Annotated in this window: 20 protein-coding genes; 15 read left to right on the top strand and 5 right to left on the bottom strand. The window is 52.5% G+C overall.

The genetic code is table 11. From position 1 onward, the window contains the following. Window positions 1-19: 19 nt before the first annotated feature. Window positions 20-334, bottom strand: coding sequence for a thioredoxin family protein (locus KNP74_RS01315; protein ID WP_138859316.1), 315 nt, complete (start codon window positions 332-334; stop codon window positions 20-22). 127 nt (window positions 335-461) lie between these two features. Here KNP74_RS01315 and KNP74_RS01310 point away from each other — a divergent pair, with 127 nt between their 5' ends. Continuing rightward, the gene (locus tag KNP74_RS01310; protein ID WP_034777872.1) at window positions 462-1,001 is read left to right on the top strand and encodes a PadR family transcriptional regulator; all 540 of its coding nucleotides are present in this window, start codon (window positions 462-464) and stop codon (window positions 999-1,001) included. 3 nt (window positions 1,002-1,004) lie between these two features. Here the strand turns inward: KNP74_RS01310 and KNP74_RS01305 are convergent, their stop codons facing one another. Next, complete coding sequence (locus KNP74_RS01305) at window positions 1,005-1,835, bottom strand: aldo/keto reductase (RefSeq protein ID WP_240731321.1); 831 nt, start codon at window positions 1,833-1,835, stop codon at window positions 1,005-1,007. 76 nt (window positions 1,836-1,911) lie between these two features. On the opposite strand from KNP74_RS01305, the gene KNP74_RS01300 reads away from it, so the two are divergent. Both KNP74_RS01300 and fur read left to right on the top strand, forming a co-directional pair. Then, window positions 1,912-2,442 carry an NUDIX domain-containing protein gene (locus KNP74_RS01300; RefSeq protein ID WP_138859318.1) on the top strand — a complete coding sequence of 177 codons (531 nt, stop codon included), beginning with the start codon at window positions 1,912-1,914 and terminating at the stop codon, window positions 2,440-2,442. 112 nt (window positions 2,443-2,554) lie between these two features. Then, complete coding sequence (gene fur, locus KNP74_RS01295) at window positions 2,555-3,034, top strand: ferric iron uptake transcriptional regulator (protein WP_024371580.1); 480 nt, start codon at window positions 2,555-2,557, stop codon at window positions 3,032-3,034. Between the two features lie 46 nt (window positions 3,035-3,080). Here the strand turns inward: fur and KNP74_RS01290 are convergent, their stop codons facing one another. After that, entirely contained in the window at window positions 3,081-3,917 is an 837-nt protein-coding gene (locus KNP74_RS01290; RefSeq protein ID WP_214763199.1) for a Cof-type HAD-IIB family hydrolase, read from the bottom strand. A 12-nt stretch (window positions 3,918-3,929) separates the two neighbouring features. Continuing rightward, the gene (locus KNP74_RS01285; RefSeq protein WP_138859320.1) at window positions 3,930-4,310 is read right to left on the bottom strand and encodes a VOC family protein; all 381 of its coding nucleotides are present in this window, start codon (window positions 4,308-4,310) and stop codon (window positions 3,930-3,932) included. Between the two features lie 262 nt (window positions 4,311-4,572). Between KNP74_RS01285 and xerD the strand changes: the two genes are divergently transcribed. From xerD to KNP74_RS01255, 6 genes are all read left to right on the top strand, one after another. After that, window positions 4,573-5,457, top strand: coding sequence for a site-specific tyrosine recombinase XerD (gene xerD / locus KNP74_RS01280; protein ID WP_114166052.1), 885 nt, complete (start codon window positions 4,573-4,575; stop codon window positions 5,455-5,457). Window positions 5,458-5,480: 23 nt separating this feature from the next. After that, complete coding sequence (gene deoB / locus KNP74_RS01275) at window positions 5,481-6,647, top strand: phosphopentomutase (protein ID WP_131471227.1); 1,167 nt, start codon at window positions 5,481-5,483, stop codon at window positions 6,645-6,647. A 13-nt stretch (window positions 6,648-6,660) separates the two neighbouring features. After that, window positions 6,661-7,470, top strand: a complete 810-nt coding sequence (locus KNP74_RS01270; RefSeq protein ID WP_034777854.1) for a purine-nucleoside phosphorylase — start codon at window positions 6,661-6,663, stop codon at window positions 7,468-7,470. Window positions 7,471-7,498: 28 nt separating this feature from the next. Continuing rightward, window positions 7,499-8,800 carry a pyrimidine-nucleoside phosphorylase gene (locus tag KNP74_RS01265; RefSeq protein WP_131471226.1) on the top strand — a complete coding sequence of 434 codons (1,302 nt, stop codon included), beginning with the start codon at window positions 7,499-7,501 and terminating at the stop codon, window positions 8,798-8,800. Between the two features lie 114 nt (window positions 8,801-8,914). After that, the gene (locus KNP74_RS01260; RefSeq protein ID WP_029334855.1) at window positions 8,915-9,355 is read left to right on the top strand and encodes a peptidylprolyl isomerase; all 441 of its coding nucleotides are present in this window, start codon (window positions 8,915-8,917) and stop codon (window positions 9,353-9,355) included. 89 nt (window positions 9,356-9,444) lie between these two features. Further along, the gene (locus KNP74_RS01255) at window positions 9,445-9,801 is read left to right on the top strand and encodes a GNAT family N-acetyltransferase (RefSeq protein WP_034777852.1); all 357 of its coding nucleotides are present in this window, start codon (window positions 9,445-9,447) and stop codon (window positions 9,799-9,801) included. A gap of 12 nt (window positions 9,802-9,813) precedes the next feature. Here KNP74_RS01255 and KNP74_RS01250 read toward each other — a convergent pair whose 3' ends face one another. Continuing rightward, complete coding sequence (locus tag KNP74_RS01250) at window positions 9,814-10,284, bottom strand: DUF309 domain-containing protein (RefSeq protein WP_029595323.1); 471 nt, start codon at window positions 10,282-10,284, stop codon at window positions 9,814-9,816. Between the two features lie 78 nt (window positions 10,285-10,362). Between KNP74_RS01250 and KNP74_RS01245 the strand changes: the two genes are divergently transcribed. The 6 genes from KNP74_RS01245 (at window position 10,363) to ccsB (ending at window position 15,929) form a co-directional block, all read left to right on the top strand. Then, window positions 10,363-11,130, top strand: a complete 768-nt coding sequence (locus KNP74_RS01245) for a segregation and condensation protein A (protein ID WP_029595324.1) — start codon at window positions 10,363-10,365, stop codon at window positions 11,128-11,130. Continuing rightward, a complete protein-coding gene (gene scpB / locus KNP74_RS01240) occupies window positions 11,108-11,701 on the top strand; it encodes an SMC-Scp complex subunit ScpB (protein ID WP_029595325.1) in 594 nt (197 codons plus the stop codon). The genes KNP74_RS01245 and scpB overlap by 23 nt, the downstream gene beginning before the upstream one ends. Then, window positions 11,702-12,460, top strand: coding sequence for a pseudouridine synthase (locus KNP74_RS01235; protein WP_029595326.1), 759 nt, complete (start codon window positions 11,702-11,704; stop codon window positions 12,458-12,460). A 136-nt stretch (window positions 12,461-12,596) separates the two neighbouring features. Then, on the top strand, window positions 12,597-13,178 hold the full coding sequence (locus KNP74_RS01230) for a redoxin domain-containing protein (protein WP_029595327.1): 582 nt from the start codon (window positions 12,597-12,599) through the stop codon (window positions 13,176-13,178). Between the two features lie 19 nt (window positions 13,179-13,197). Then, complete coding sequence (gene resB / locus KNP74_RS01225; protein ID WP_232819540.1) at window positions 13,198-14,745, top strand: cytochrome c biogenesis protein ResB; 1,548 nt, start codon at window positions 13,198-13,200, stop codon at window positions 14,743-14,745. Continuing rightward, window positions 14,745-15,929 carry a c-type cytochrome biogenesis protein CcsB gene (ccsB, locus tag KNP74_RS01220; RefSeq protein WP_131471225.1) on the top strand — a complete coding sequence of 395 codons (1,185 nt, stop codon included), beginning with the start codon at window positions 14,745-14,747 and terminating at the stop codon, window positions 15,927-15,929. Before resB ends, ccsB begins: the two co-directional genes overlap by 1 nt. Window positions 15,930-15,931: the final 2 nt, after the last annotated feature.

Below are 15,931 nucleotides of genomic sequence, written 5' to 3'. Positions count from 1 at the left end.
ACGACGGCCGTCTTTTTGTTTACGCGTTCAACGTATCGAGGAACGAGCGGATTTGCATCTCCGTCTTGGCGTTCGCCGAGTGGAGGTGTTCTTGTTTGACGCCTTCTTGATAGAAAAGAAGTGAGGGGATGCCTCGGACTTCTTGCGCGTCCGACAGTTCAGGCAACTCGTCGCGGTCGACGACGTACCAGTTGAACTGCGGATAATCTTTGACTAGTTCGTCGACGTACATATCAAGACGACGGCAGTCGGGACACCATGATGTCGTAAAGATGACCATACCTTTATTTTGGATGGCCTCTTGGAATTGTTGATCAGATTGGATCGGTTTCATAAAAATCTCTCCCTTCACATATATTGTCTGTGTATTCGTAACGGGCGTCAACCGATTGGCATTCTCGGTCGTATCGCAATATGTGATACACTTATAAAAATAGAACCGCAAGGGATAGGTGATGGTTATGGCGTTACGTCATGCACTACTCGGGTTATTGACCCATCAACCCGCTACCGGCTATGCCTTGAACGCGACGTTCAAAGCACAAATGATTCATTTTTGGCACGCCCATCATACACAGATTTATCGCGAACTGTTAAAGATGGAAGACGAATCACTCGTCTCCTCTGAGCACGTCGCTCAACATGACTTACCGGATAAAAAGATTTATTCAATCACCGAGGCGGGACGTCAAGAGCTAATCGACTGGCTCCGGCAACCGACCTCGTACCAACCGAAGATGAAAGATGAGAACTTGCTACGGGTCAGCCTCCTGCAACTACTCCCGCTCGACGAGGCGATCCGTTACGTCGAGGAGACGAAAGCGCATCATGAACAAGTCGCTCATCAGATTCGGGCGTTTCAAGCGGCGCACCAGTCCGAGGCTGACACGCTCGGTTATTTACTGACGAGCGAGTACGCCATCCGGATGATGGAAAATTACGCCGGTTGGGCTGATTGGGCCATCGAACAGATGAAACAGCGAGACAAACATGCGACCTGACGTTCAGGTCGCATGTTTTGTGTAGGGTTGGACCGGCAGCCGGTTCAACAGATCGTCGAGTTTGTGCGAATCGACGGCGTATTGATGAGCGGCGATCAAGTCGTTCAATTGGTCGACCGAGGACGCGCCCGGTAGGACGACGGCACATGTCCGCTCCGCGGCTGCGAGGGCGTACGCTTGAATCGGTTCGGGAATCGTCGGCATCAAGTCGCGCAACTCCGCTTCAGTCCAAGATTCAAAGCCCTTCTCCGACAAGCGGGCAGACCATTCGTCGGTCAGTATGCCTTTGGCGAGCGGACCGCGCCCGACGATCGGGATGTCGAGTTCGAGCGTTTCGATGCGGCGGTCGAGCAGGGAGTACGGGGTCATCAAGACATCGAGCTCTCCGTGTTCGAGCCAGTAGCGGATGACGTTCGGGCGAATCGAGGACAGTCCGATTTGGCGGATGGCGCCAGCTTGTTTCTGTCGACGCATGAAATCGATTGTCGCGTCCAGGTCGTCTTCCATCGTGCCGCCATGAACGTAATATAAATCCAAGTAATCTGTCTGTAAGCGTTCGAGAGAATCGTGTAGGGCCTGTTCTAAATAGGAGGGGGCTGGATTCCAACGCATTCCGTCCCCTGTCCATTGATTCCCGCCTTTACTGGTCAAGAACAGTTCGTTCCGGCGACCGGCGAACGTCGAGCCGACGAGTTTTTCGACTTCGAAGTGGTCATAGACGTCGGCCGTATCAAAGTGGCGGATGCCAGCCGCATAGGCGGCCTCTAAAATCTGTCGCGCTTCCGCCTCGCCATGTTTCAAAATCGACATAGTTCCTAATCCTAACTCTGCCATTGATAATTCCTCCTTGTTCCGTCTGTCAATATGAATCATAATTACAGTATATAGGAAAAGGTGAGGGGTACATACAATGGAAGAGAAAACGATTGAACGGGAAGTCATTTACGAAGGAAAGATCTTTAACGTGGAGAAGCACGTCGTGTCACTCCCGAACGGAGGGACGTCGGTCCGCGAACTCGTCTATCACAACGGGGCCGTCGCCGTCCTCGTCGTCGATGAAGACGACCGCATCGTCCTCGTCGAGCAGTACCGGAAAGCGTTCGAATCGATGTCGCTCGAAATTCCGGCCGGAAAATTGGAAGTTGGTGAGGAACCGCTTGCGAGCGCGAAGCGCGAGCTCGAAGAAGAGACCGGTTATACGGCCGAGAATCTTGAAAAAATCTTCTCGTTTTACGGGGCACCCGGCTTTTGTAGCGAACGGGTCGACGTCTACGTCGCACGCGGCTTGACGGCCGGTGTGATGAACCTCGATGAAGATGAATTTTTACAAGTCCAACGCTTTACGTTCGACGAGGCGGTCGACTTGTTAGCGAGCGGACGAATCACCGACGCGAAGACGATCATGGCGATTCAATGGTGGCAATTATCTAAATTGAAATGATTCTAAACTAGAGTGACATATGTTACACTTACATAGGAATCATTTTAATTTGAAAAACCGAACGAACTTCGGTATGCTTTGAATAGTGAATTATGCAAAGAGGGGGCGCCTTATGGAAACGCGAATTGAACGGATCAAACAGCAATTGAGCGCCAAAGGATATAAATTGACACCGCAACGAGAATCGACGGTCCGCATCTTACTTGAGAATGAAACGGATCATTTGAGTGCGGAGAACGTCTTCATGCTCGTCAAAGGCATCGCTCCGGAAATCGGGCTCGCGACGGTTTACCGGACGCTCGAGCTTTTGACCGAGCTCGGTGTCGTCGACAAAGTCAACTTCGGTGACGGCGTTGCCCGTTTCGACCTCAGACCAGAAGGCGCGAACCATTCGCACCATCATCTCGTCTGTGTCGAGTGCGGTTCGGTCGAGGAGATCATGGAAGACTTGCTCGTCGACGTTGAGAAGAAAGTCGAAAGCAAATACGAATTTTTAATCAAAGACCATCGCTTGACGTTTCACGGCATCTGTAAAGTGTGCCAAGCTAAAGGCGTCACGCTTGAGGGTCATAAAGCAGTCATCAACGGATAAAGCAAGACAGGCAGCCTCTTAAAGGCTGCCTGTCTTTTGTATGTCGTCACATCGTCAAATAACGGGACAAGCCGGTGGCGATGCCATCGTGATTGTTCGACAGCGTGATTTCGTTCGCAATAGCCTTGATGTCTTCGACGGCGTTGTCCATCGCGACCCCGATGCCGGCATACTCGATGATGGAGCGGTCGTTATGGCCGTCCCCGAACGCGATGACGTGCTCGCGGTCAATCCCAATCTCCCGGAACACGTGATCGAGTGCCCGGGCCTTGTCGATTCCGAGATCCGTGAACTCATAGTACATGGCTGCCGTGAACATGCCCGTCACGCGGTCCGTGAACGGTCCGGCGAGCGAGGCGGCATGGGCCTGTAGATAGTCCGGCTGTCCGGCGACGAGGATTTTATAGATCGGGAAGGTGATGGCGTCGGCGAGTCGCGGCTCTTCCCGCAATTGGAATCGTCCGCCGCGCGACTCATACTCGATGATATTGAACGGCTTACCATTTAACTCGAGCATGCCGCTGAAGACGTCATTAACGTACATATACGTCTCGTCATTGATCATCGGGATGACGTCGAATCCGGTCAAATGATCCAAGATGGCAATCGCGTCGTCCTGATTGATGGCCTGTTCGAACAGCGTCTCGTTCGTTCTGGCATCGGTCACACATGCCCCGTTCGAGGAGACGATGAGTCCCCCATTTTTATGGAGCATGAGCTCTTCGGCGAAAGGGTCGATTCCTCGCTTCGGACGTCCGGAAGTGAGCACCACTTTGACGCCGTTCGCCTGCAAATCGAGAAGTATCTGTTTCGTGCGCGGCGAGATCATTTTTTGATCGTTCAACAACGTCCCGTCAAGGTCTAGTAGAATCGCTTGGATCATCGTCGCGTCTCCTTAAATCGTCAATTCGAGTTTGTTTTGTTCGGGGTCGAGCAGGACGCTCTCATAATAACCGTCCCCAGTCGTGCGTGGGCCATCGACGAGTGGGTAGCCGTCGGTCTCGAGTCGTCGCGTCAAGCTGTCGACCGCTTCTTTGCTGCCGAGTGCGAACGCGATATGCGCATAGCCGAGCGTCTCACGCGAAGCGTCTTCAATGTCCGGACGGCGCATCAACTCGAAGCGGCATGAACTGTTTGGGAACGTCAGAAAATAGGATTCGAACTGTTTGCGTTCGTTGATATACTTCTCGTTCGCGGTTGCCCCGAGATACGTCTCATAAAAACGGCGCATCTGTTCAAGCTCGTTCACCCAGAGGGCGACGTGTTCAATCTTCATGGAATACCCCCCTTGGAATTGTTGTCGTATGCTGGGTGGTCAGCTTCATGACCGCTGCCTGGAATTCGAGCATTCGTCGTGTGGAGTGTATCAAATCCGGACAGGCTTGGTAAACTCGACATGAGAAAAGCGGCGTGAAAACCTCACCAATTCCTGTCACAAAAAAGCTTTAAAAAAAATGAGGTCAGACGTCTTCACAACGGTTTACATAAGTGATATGATGTAAGCGTATTCAGGTGTAGCGAGGAAGGAGGGGGATGTCATGCGTTCGCAAGTCGAGTTATTTTTGCAGTATATGACGGTTGAGAAACGAATGTCCACGAACACGAGACAAGCCTATGCGAGCGATTTGACCCAGTACTTATCGACACTTACCCAACTCGGGGTGACAGAATGGAATGAAGTCACGCGGGCACACATCGTCAAACATATGGAAGAGTTATCGCAAGCCGGTCGGGCTGCTTCATCACTCCGACGGGCCGTCAGTTCGATTCGGACGTTCCATCATCATTTGAAGATGACAGGTGGTGCAACGACTGACCCGGCACTTTATTTGGAGACGCCGAAAGCGGAACGGCATCTGCCAGACACGTGGTCTCAAGATGAAGTTGAACGGTTGCTCGACAGTGTGCCGACGTCAGACCCGCTCGCGCTCCGCGATCGGGCCATGCTCGAACTGCTCTACGGAACGGGCATGCGCGTCAGCGAACTTCTTGGGCTTGATTTGGATGATTTACAGTTCGAATTGGGGTATCTACAGTGTGAAGGCAAAGGCGAGAGCGCCCGGATCATCCCGGTGTCGTCTGTCGCCCAAGGTTTTGTCGAACGCTATATCCAACAGGCCCGTAACGGGCTCGGCGGTCGGGAGACCGAGGCGTTGTTCTTGAACGGGCGCGGCGGAAGGCTCAGCCGTCAAGGGTTCTGGAAGATGATCAAACGACGGGCCAAAGAGGCCGGCATCCAAAAAGAGATCACGCCACACGTGCTCCGTCATTCGTTCGCGACACACTTGCTCGAGAACGGGGCCGATCTTCGGGCCATCCAACAGATGCTTGGGCATGCCGATCTCTCCACGACTCAAATCTACACACATGTCAATAAGGCACGACTCCACGATGTCTATCGAAAACATCATCCGCGTGCGTAAAGACACTAAAGGAGGAACTTTTTGTGAAGAAATTTAAACGTATTTTCTTGGTCGTCATGGACTCGGTCGGGATTGGGGAAGCCCCAGATGCCGACCAGTTCGGAGACGTCGGTTCAGACACGCTCGGGCATATCGCTCGTGAACACGGTGGGTTGAACATGCCGAACATGGGCCGCCTCGGGCTGTCGAACATCAAGCCGATTGACGGCATCGAAGTGTCGACGACACCGAGCGCCTACGGACGCATGGAAGAAATCTCGGCCGGGAAAGACACGATGACTGGCCACTGGGAGATCATGGGCCTTCATATCGATACGCCTTTCCGCGTGTTCGAAGAATTCCCGGACGATTTGATCGACCGGCTCAAAGAGTTCAGCGGCCGTGACATCATCGGCAACAAGCCGGCATCAGGGACAGAGATCTTGGATGAGCTCGGCGAAGAGCATGTCAAAACAGGTGCCTTGATCGTCTATACATCAGCTGACTCGGTGCTCCAAATCGCGGCGCACGAAGAAGTCGTCCCGCTCGACGAGTTGTACCGCATCTGCGAATACGCCCGTGAAATCACGCGCGAAGACCCGTACATGCTCGGCCGCATCATCGCCCGACCGTTCCTCGGAACGCCTGGCGCGTGGGTCCGGACATCTAATCGTCACGACTATGCGCTCAAGCCGTTCGGCAAGACGGTCATGAACACGCTCGAGACGGCAGGGAAAGATGTGATCGCTCTCGGGAAAATCAGCGACATCTATGACGGCGAAGGTGTCACGAAAGCGATTCGGACAAAATCGAACATGGATGGCATGGACAAACTCGTCGAATCGCTCGATGAAGAGTTCGAAGGTCTCTGCTTCTTGAACCTCGTCGACTTCGATGCGCTCTTCGGTCACCGCCGTGACCCAGAAGGCTATGCGATCGCGCTTGAAGAGTATGACGCCCGTCTACCGGAAGTAATGGAGAAGTTGCGTGAAGACGACTTGCTCATCATTACGGCCGACCACGGGAACGACCCGACGGCACCGGGAACGGACCATACGCGTGAATATGTGCCGCTCATCGTCCATCATCACGGTTCGACAGCGGTCGACCTCGGCATCCGCGGAACGTTCGCCGATATCGGCGCCACAGTGGCCGATAACTTCGACGTCGATGCACCAGCACACGGAAAGAGTTTCTTAAACGAAATTTGAGGAGGCATTACTCATGGTAAATTGGAACGAAACAAAGGCATTTTTACAGGAACGCATGAACGGAACACCAGAAATCGGACTCATTCTCGGCTCAGGTCTCGGCGTCCTCGCGGATGAAATCGAGAACGCGGTGAAAATCCCTTATGAGGATATCCCGCACTTCCCGGTATCGACCGTCGAAGGCCACGCCGGCCAACTCGTCTTCGGGGACCTCGAAGGAAAACGCGTCGTCGCGATGCAAGGACGGTTCCACTTCTATGAAGGCTACTCAATGGAACAAGTGACGTTCCCGGTCCGCGTCCTCAAATTGATCGGTGTCGAAACGCTCATCGTCACGAATGCGGCTGGTGCTTGCAACGAGTCGTTCAACCCGGGGGACTTGATGATCATTACGGATCACATCAACTTCTTCGGTACGAGCCCACTCATCGGTAAGAACGCGAGCGACTTCGGAACACGTTTCCCGGACATGTCAGAAGCGTACGATAAGGAGCTCGTCACATTGACGGAAGGCGTCGCCACAAAACTTGGACTTTCTGTTCAAAAAGGCGTCTACTTCGGGAACACGGGTCCGACGTATGAGACACCGGCCGAAGTGAAGATGGCTCGCCTGCTCGGAGGCGACGTTGTCGGCATGTCGACGGTGCCTGAAGTCATCGTGGCCCGTCACTCAGATATGCGAGTGCTCGGCATCTCGTGCGTATCGAACATGGCAGCCGGGATTTTAGATCAACCGCTCAACCATGAAGAAGTCATCGAGACGACAGAACGCGTCCGCCAAGACTTCCTTTCACTCGTACGCGGCACGATTCAAAGCATGTAACCACTACCCAATTAGGAGGACGAAACTTATGCGCATGGTCGATTTGATTTTGAAAAAACGTAACGGTGGCGAATTGAACGAAGAGGAGATTCGCTTCATCATCGAAGGCTTCACGAACGAGACGATTCCTGATTATCAGATGTCGGCCCTTTCGATGGCGATTTACTTTAACGGCATGACAGAGAAAGAGACGGCGGCCTTGACGATGGAGATGGTCAAGTCTGGTGACGTCATCGATTTGTCGAACATTCAAGGTAAAAAAGTTGATAAACACTCGACTGGCGGCGTCGGTGACAAAATCAGCTTAATCGTCGCTCCGCTCGTCGCGTCAATCGGGATTCCGGTCGCGAAGATGAGCGGTCGCGGTCTCGGCCACACGGGCGGGACGATCGATAAGCTTGAATCGTTCCCTGGCTTCAACGTCGAGTTGACGGAAGAACAGTTCACGAAGCAAGTAAACGATATCAAGATGTCAATCATCGGTCAGACGGGCAACTTGACGCCTGCCGACAAACGTCTTTACGCACTCCGTGACGTGACGGCGACGGTCGATTCAATCCCGCTCATCGCGAGCTCGATCATGTCGAAGAAAATCGCGGCCGGTGCCGACAGCATCGTCCTCGACGTCAAGACGGGTTCAGGCGCGTTCATGAAGTCGTTCGACGACGCGAAAGCGCTCGCTGAAGAGATGGTCGCCATCGGTAAGAACGTCGGCCGTAAGACGGTCGCCGTCATCACGGATATGGATCAGCCGCTCGGTTTCGAAATCGGGAACGCCAATGAAGTGAAAGAAGCGATTGAAGTCCTCTCGGGCAAAGACGTGACTGACTTGAAGACGATTGCCCTCACGATTGCCGGTCATATGGCGGTACTCGGCGAGTTCTATCAGACGTTCGAGGAAGCGTACGCTGACCTTGAGAAACGGATGGCCGACGGTCATGCCCTCGAAGTGTTCCGTCAGTTCGTAGCGGCACAAGGTGGCGACGCGTCGCTCGTCGATGACTTGTCGAAACTTCCGCAAGCGAAGTATGAGACGACGTTCGTCGCGAAACAAGCAGGTTACGTCGAGTCGATTATCGCTGACGAAGTCGGTGTGGCAGCGATGCTCCTCGGCGCAGGTCGGGCGACAAAAGATGATCAGCTCGACTTCGCGGCCGGTATCACGCTCGAGAAGAAAGTCGGTGACAAGGTCGAGGCCGGTGACGTGATCGCCGTGCTCCGTTCGAACAAAGAAGACATGACATCTGCGCTCGAGCGGATGGACCACGCGTACACGATCGGTGCGACAGAGCCGACGGCGCGTCCACTCGTCCACGCTGTCATCCAGTAAGCGGCAAGTCAGAACGTCTGTTTCCACAAAATAGTGGAGACAGACGGTTTTTTTTGATAGAATGGGCAATGTGTGAGTGAGAATGACAATATGAACATAAAGGGGTAACTTTTCATGAAAAAAGGATCTATGAAATTAGAGAACGGCGAAATGATCGAATTCGACTTGTTCCACGATGCGGCACCGATCACGGTCGACAACTTCGAGGAGCTCGCGAACAGCGGCTTCTATAACGGTTTGACGTTCCACCGGGTCATCCCAGGTTTCGTCAGCCAAGGCGGTTGCCCAGACGGGACAGGCATGGGTGGTTCAGGCAAGACGATCCCATGTGAGACATCGACATCGTTCCCATACAAACATGAAGCGGGTTCGCTTTCAATGGCACACGCCGGACGCAACACGGGCTCGTCACAGTTCTTCATCGTCCATGAGCCACAACCACATCTCGACGGTGTCCACACGGTCTTCGGAAAAGTGACGTCTGGCCTTGAGCACGCGGTCAAACTTCGTCAAGGCACGAAGATGGCCGAAGTTAAAGTTTGGGACGAGAATTGATTTCTGCCTGAACGTTATGGCACAATGAGCCATGTCTCTCACGTGTTCACTTAGTGAAACATGAATGACTAAAGGTGGTGAAACCAGCAATGCTGGTGAAATACAAACAATCGTACGAAAAGACGGCGATGGGCTTGCTCGCGTTCTCATGTAGCGACAAATCTCCGCTCGCCTTGCTCGAACTCGTCCGGTCCTACGAAGAAGACCCTGCCAAATTCCTCTATCTGTGGAGAGTCGGGGAAGACTTCGTCGGGATCATCGGGATGGAGCAACAAGAGACGACGATGTTCATCCATCATATCGCGCTGTCTCCGTCGTTCCGCGGCGAGAAGCGTTCTTACGAATTGCTCGATGAGACCCGGAACTTATTGCCGCTCGACTTGACGCTTGTCGGTCAAGGCAAAACCGGTGACTTGCTCGATAAATGGAACCAAGTCGTCATTTAAAAAAAGCTAGGCTCAGCGCCTAGCTTTTTTACGTGCCTCAAGCGCCCGGAGCCGTTCGGTGACGACGGGTGTCCGGTCTCGATACATATGTTTATGGACGAGCTCGTCAAACGTCAAAGTGGTCGGTTCGAAGGCGGGCTTCAAACGCTCGATGCGTTGTCGTGTCGCTTCATTGAGCGGAAGCGCCTCCGGGAGCGGCCAACGCTCCAAGTCACGGGCAAACGTCGCGGTATCGATTCCGAGGGCTTCGAGTTCGGTCACGGCCAACGTGAGCTTCTGCTGTAACGCTGCGATACTCTTTTTTGCACCGGGCGTGTTACCGCGACGGGCATGGTAGTGGGCAACGGCGTATTGAATCAAGGCAGCGTAACCGAGATCCTCTCGCCCCCCGTCCTGCCATGCTTCTTCAAGCACTTCGTGGCACTCGAAATAATCGGCATGACATTCAAATAAGAGCGTATACTGGATAAAAGGCGTCGACATCAAATTTCTCCTTTCGTGGTCACGGTACTACAAAACATGTTATACTAAAGCGCAAAAATGTAAATGGCAGGTGTCTCTATGGAAGCGTACAACGTCAAAATCGATACGTTCGAAGGCCCGCTTGACCTGTTGCTCCACTTGATTGGAAAAATGGAGCTCGACATCGCAGACATCTCTGTCTCCGAGGTCACGGATCAGTATGTCGCCTATATCCGGACGATGCAAAAATTTGAACTCGATGTGGCCAGTGAATATTTGGTCATGGCGGCGACGTTGCTCCAATTGAAGAGCAAGCAACTGTTGCCACCGGTTCCAGTTGAAGAAGATGACATTCCCGACTTTGGGGAAGAACCGACCCGAGAAGGGTTGATTCGACAGTTGATTGAATATAAGGCGTATAAAGAAGCGGTCGTATTCATGCGCGAGCAAGAAGAGTCTCGCCTCGAACTGTATAGCCGTCCCGGTGAGGATTTGACGCGCTACATGTCCGACCTCGTCCAGCCGTATGACGGTCCACTCAACTTTGCGGACTTATTACACGCCTATTCGAAAATGGTCGAACGCAAGCGGTGGAAAGAGCGTCGCAAAAAGACGATCAAACGTGAAGAACGGACGCTTGAAGAACAGATGACACGGTTGCACGATCACGTCTCGGCAAAGCGGACAACATCGTTCTTCTCGTTTTTTGAGGAACGTCCCGATGTGTCGGACCTTGTCGTCACGTTCATGGCGCTACTCGAATTGATCAAGTTGCGCGTCGTTACGACTAAACAGGAAGAGCGAGACATTCAAATCTCGTTCGTCGAATCGTCAAAGGAAAGGGATGAAGCCGTTGCTGTCTTATGAAACGATTATTGAGAGTCTATTGTTCGTCGTCGGCGAAGAAGGAATGGAAGTGCGGGCCCTCGCGGACACGCTCGACATTTCGGAAGCCGCTGCACGCGAACAGTTGAGCAAACTAGAAGCATCGTTCAAAGATTCGGGTCGTCCGTTCCAACTGATTGAATCCGCGGGCGTGTATAAGCTCGTGACGATTCCTGAAGTGTCGGAGTACATTCAACGCTACGTCGGCACGATGGCCGAACAGGCGTTATCACGTGCCGCGATGGAGACGCTCGTCATCATCGCGTACAAGCAACCGGTCACCCGGGCTGATATCGAGGAAGTCCGGGGCGTTAAAGTCGAACGTGTCATCCATACGCTGTTGTCTAAAGGATTGATTGAAGCGGCCGGCCGGGCCAAGACAATCGGCCGGGCCAAGTTATACCGGACGACCGAACATTTCCTGGACCATTTTGGATTCAATTCACTCGATGAATTGCCCCCATTAACGTTTGAAGACGAGCTCTCGGACGAAGGCGATTTGTTCTTCGGCCAGCCGTCTGCGATTACGCAAGATAGATTGGAGAATGAATAAATGGAACGTTTACAAAAAGTGATTGCCCAAGCAGGTGTCGCCTCACGGCGTAAAGCCGAAGAAATGATTTTAGATGGACGGGTGCGCGTCAACGGGAAAGTCGTGCGCGAACTCGGTACGAAAGTCGGTCCAAAGTCTGAAGTCGAGGTCGACGGTGTGAAAATCGAACAAGAAGAGCATGTTTATTATGTGCTCTACAAGCCGAGCGGTTACGTCTCGACGGTCGAAGACGATAAAGGACGGAAAGTCATCACCGATCTCGTACCGCCTGGATCGCGTGTCTTCCCGGTTGGACGTCTCGACTATAACACGACGGGACTCATCATTTTAACGAATGACGGTGAGTTCTCGAATATGATGACCCATCCGAAGTTCAAGATCCCAAAACGTTATGTCGCGAAAGTGAAGAACATTCCTTCGTATATCGCGATTAAACAACTCGAGTCGGGTGTCGAACTCGATGACGGCTACAAGACGGGTAGCGCCCAAGTGAAGATGAAGACGGTCGACCATAAGAAAAACTCGGCCATCTTAGAAATCGTCATCTCGGAAGGCCATAACCGTCAAATCCGTCGCATGCTCGAAGCAGTCGGTTCAGAAGTCATCAAACTGAAACGCGAACAGTTCGGTTTCTTGACGCTCGACGGTCTCACGACGGGCGAATGGCGTGAACTGTCACGCAAGGAAGTATCGAAGCTACGTGAGCTTGCCAACCCGACCGTACCACCCGTACAACGGGGCAAGAAAAAGAAAAAATAACAACTAAAAAATCGTCCTGAGATAGGATGATTTTTTATTTTGTGGAGATTGTGTGACAAAAAGATGAAAAAAGTCTGTTAATGTGCGTTTTTGGTGTTTTTTCAGTACAATAACAACTAAAGGATGGTGTGAACTCATGACGAAAGAAACAAAGTCGGGTGATCGCATGAACCAGGCGATGGCCCATAAGAAAAAACGGTCATTTTGGCGGCTCATGATTATGACGATGGTCCTGTTCGCAGGAGCGGTCGTTATCATGCAATTGTTTGAACAAGCCGGCAACGACGGACGTATCGAGGCCGGTGACGATGCGCCGAACTTCAAGCTCGTCAGTCTTGACGGGACGACGATGGTCGAGCGTGACACATACGACGGTAAAGGGTTGCTCTTGAACTTCTGGGGCACATTCTGTGAACCGTGTGAGAAAGAGATGCCGGTCGTCCAGGATAACTATGCCGCACTCCAAGACATGGGCGTCGATTTTTGGGCGGTCAACGTCGGCGAGACACCGCTTCGGGTCGATAATTTCGTGAACGGCCTCGGCGTCAAGCTCGACTATCCGATTTTGATGGACACGCGCAGCGAAGTCGAGAAGGCGTACGGGATTTATAACTTGCCGGTCACGTTCGTCATCGATGCCGACGGCAAAGTGATTGAAAAGTACGAAGGTGAACTCACGAAAGAGAAACTGATGGAGTTGGCCGAGAAGTCATTGTAAGCGAACGGGGGGCGCACAAATGCTAGATATGAAATACGACGGCGCCGATTTACGATCGAAGCGTCGTCCACGGTCATGGATTGACCGGGTGTGGAGCTTTTTTGCATCGGTCAAGGTCGGTCTATGGCTCATCGGGCTTATCATCGTCGGGTCGGCGATCGGAACGATTTTCCCGCAAGAGATGTATATTCCGCAACAGTTGCCGGCGAACCAGTATTACACGGACGAGTACGGGACACCGGGTACGATTTACTACACGCTAGGATTCCACAACCTCTATACATCGTGGTGGTACATCACGTTGATCGTGATGCTGACGTTATCGCTCATCGTTGTATCGATTGATCGATTTTTCCCGCTGTATAAAGCGTTGAAATTTCAACCGGTCCGACGTACCGATCGCTTCATGCGCGGACAACGTTTGATTGGTGAGGGAAAAGGGACGGACGAGCAAATCGATGCGTTCGGAGAGGCTTTAAAAGCCAAGCGTTATCAAGTGAAGCGTGATGGGGATGCCTTACTCGCCGAGAAATATCGATTCGGTCGCTGGGGTCCATACGTCAATCACATTGGGCTCGTCATCTTCTTCATCGGGGCGATGCTTCGCGTTTTCCCGGCATTCCATACGGATACGCTCGAATGGGTGCGCGAAGGCGATACGGTTCCGCTCGAAGCGACGGATGATGAATATTATCTTCGCAACGATCAGTTCATCTTAGAGATATATGATCCGGAAAATAACGCGGAAGATGCGAAATTTGCCAAGGCGATCGAGAAAGCGGGCGCAGTCCCGAAAAACTATGAGACGGAATTGACGCTGTTCAAGAAGACCGGGACGAACGAGGACGGATCGCCGCAACTCGAGGAAGTCGATACCGGTTCGACGAAAGTGAACCACCCGTTCAAGTTTGAAAAGTACGAAGTGTATCAAGAACAGTATTCGAGTCGCCTGGAATTCTTGTCGATGTCCTTTAACGTTGCCGATAAAGAGACAGGTGATGTGTATGGACCGTTCACGGTCGATTTGACGAACCCGGAGACGACGTATGACCTCGGAGACGTCACGGTCAAACTGAACGACCTGTATCCTGACTTTGAGGTCAAGGACGGCCAACCGAACACGAAATCGCCACGGGCACTCAACCCGGCCTTCTTCATGGCGATTGACACACCAGACGGCACGACGGAATCGAATTTGATTGGAATTCGTTTAAACGTGGCCGATGAAGATAATCGCTATGTGTTCCAGTTCGCTGGTACGGAGATGGCAAGTACGAGTGGTCTACGCGTCAAGAGTGACTCGACGTATCCGATTTTGATTGTCGGTGGAGTCATCTTCATGATTGGAATTGTCATGGGGATGTATTGGCCGCACCGTCGTATCTGGATTCGCCGACACAATGAGACGGACGTGCTCGTCGCTGGTTTCACCAACAAGAACCCGTCCTCGCTCAATCGCGAAATCACACCGCTCCTAGAGAAAAATGGCCTGCCGATCTGGGAAGATCAGGCACGGTTTGAAAAAAAGACGGACGACAACTCAACCAATGAAAGAGGGGAATCATAATGGAGTGGATTCAGTGGAGCAGTCGTTTGCTCTTTATCGCGTTCATCCTTTACGCTGTCGCGACCGTGTTATTCACGATCGCGGTCAGCGGGATGCGCAAAGGCCGAAACGTCAACCGTATCGCCTACGGCAAATATGCGTTCATTTTGGCCGTCATCGGCTTCATCGCTCAAATGACATATTTTATTTTACGTTGGGTCGGGGTCGGTTATGCACCGGTATCGAACCTGTACGAATACACGACGTTCTTCGGCATGATGATGGTGTTCGGGTTCCTCGTCGTGTACGGGATTTATAAAAATGACGTGCTTGGCTTGTTCGCCATGCCGGTGGCGCTTCTCGTCATCGCTTTCGCTTCGATGTTCTCGAGCGAAGTGGCACCGCTTATCCCGGCCTTGAACAGTGTCTGGTTGAAAATTCACGTCACGACGGCCGCGCTCGGCCAAGGAATTCTCGCCATCAGCTTCGCCTCAGGTCTCATTTTCTTATTGAATGAGACGTCGATGCGGGAACAGTCGAAGTCACGAACGTGGCTTGAGATTACGATGTTCGTCCTCATGTGCACGCTCGGCTTCATTCTCGTCTCGATGCTCTTCAAGGCGATCGGTGCCGGTGGCGTGGTCGAGTTCACGAACGACCGCGGGACACAAGAGTCGTATGAATACTTCATGCCGATGTTGTTCGTGCCGGAAGGGGCTCAGCTTCTCTCTGGTTCGGGCGGACTGTCACTTGAGTTACCGACGTTCATCAATACATTGAAGTTGAACACGCTCATTTGGTCGGTCATCGCCGGCGTCGTGATTTATGTACTGCTTCGTTTCGTCATCTTGCGAAAACGGATTTCCGAGGCGCTTCAACCGCTCGCGAAAAAAGTCGACCTTGATCTCGCCGACGAGATCAGTTACCGGTCGATCGCCATCGGCTTGCCGGTGTTCATCCTCGGTGGACTCATCTTCGCGATGATTTGGGCACAAATCGCCTGGAACCGTTTCTGGGGCTGGGACCCGAAAGAAGTGTGGGCGCTCATCACGATGCTCATCTATATCTACTATTTGCATATGCGCATCCAACGTGGTTGGACGGGAACAAAAGCCGCTTGGTTATGTGTCGGCGGCTTCGCCGTCATCATGTTCAACTTGGTGTTCGTCAACCTCGTCATCGCAGGTTTGCACTCATATGCGTAAAA

The organism is Exiguobacterium sp. s141 (assembly GCF_018618085.1).
GTDB classification, from domain to species: domain Bacteria; phylum Bacillota; class Bacilli; order Exiguobacteriales; family Exiguobacteriaceae; genus Exiguobacterium; species Exiguobacterium mexicanum_A.
The sequence above is the reverse complement of the archived record's forward strand: the minus strand, read 5'-3'. Positions and strand labels throughout refer to the sequence as shown.

Coding starts and splice junctions, on each gene's coding strand:
- KNP74_RS01315 (WP_138859316.1), bottom strand. CDS start 334: ATGAAACCGATCCAATCTGATCAACAATTCCAAGAGGCCATCCAAAAT.
- KNP74_RS01235 (WP_029595326.1), top strand. CDS start 11,702: ATGGAACGTTTACAAAAAGTGATTGCCCAAGCAGGTGTCGCCTCACGG.
- resB (WP_232819540.1), top strand. CDS start 13,198: ATGCTAGATATGAAATACGACGGCGCCGATTTACGATCGAAGCGTCGT.
- KNP74_RS01300 (WP_138859318.1), top strand. CDS start 1,912: ATGGAAGAGAAAACGATTGAACGGGAAGTCATTTACGAAGGAAAGATC.
- KNP74_RS01230 (WP_029595327.1), top strand. CDS start 12,597: ATGACGAAAGAAACAAAGTCGGGTGATCGCATGAACCAGGCGATGGCC.
- KNP74_RS01290 (WP_214763199.1), bottom strand. CDS start 3,917: ATGATCCAAGCGATTCTACTAGACCTTGACGGGACGTTGTTGAACGAT.
- ccsB (WP_131471225.1), top strand. CDS start 14,745: ATGGAGTGGATTCAGTGGAGCAGTCGTTTGCTCTTTATCGCGTTCATC.
- scpB (WP_029595325.1), top strand. CDS start 11,108: ATGAAGCCGTTGCTGTCTTATGAAACGATTATTGAGAGTCTATTGTTC.
- KNP74_RS01250 (WP_029595323.1), bottom strand. CDS start 10,284: ATGTCGACGCCTTTTATCCAGTATACGCTCTTATTTGAATGTCATGCC.
- KNP74_RS01255 (WP_034777852.1), top strand. CDS start 9,445: ATGCTGGTGAAATACAAACAATCGTACGAAAAGACGGCGATGGGCTTG.
- fur (WP_024371580.1), top strand. CDS start 2,555: ATGGAAACGCGAATTGAACGGATCAAACAGCAATTGAGCGCCAAAGGA.
- KNP74_RS01310 (WP_034777872.1), top strand. CDS start 462: ATGGCGTTACGTCATGCACTACTCGGGTTATTGACCCATCAACCCGCT.
- KNP74_RS01260 (WP_029334855.1), top strand. CDS start 8,915: ATGAAAAAAGGATCTATGAAATTAGAGAACGGCGAAATGATCGAATTC.
- KNP74_RS01285 (WP_138859320.1), bottom strand. CDS start 4,310: ATGAAGATTGAACACGTCGCCCTCTGGGTGAACGAGCTTGAACAGATG.
- KNP74_RS01305 (WP_240731321.1), bottom strand. CDS start 1,835: ATGGCAGAGTTAGGATTAGGAACTATGTCGATTTTGAAACATGGCGAG.
- KNP74_RS01270 (WP_034777854.1), top strand. CDS start 6,661: ATGGTAAATTGGAACGAAACAAAGGCATTTTTACAGGAACGCATGAAC.
- KNP74_RS01265 (WP_131471226.1), top strand. CDS start 7,499: ATGCGCATGGTCGATTTGATTTTGAAAAAACGTAACGGTGGCGAATTG.
- KNP74_RS01245 (WP_029595324.1), top strand. CDS start 10,363: ATGGAAGCGTACAACGTCAAAATCGATACGTTCGAAGGCCCGCTTGAC.
- xerD (WP_114166052.1), top strand. CDS start 4,573: ATGCGTTCGCAAGTCGAGTTATTTTTGCAGTATATGACGGTTGAGAAA.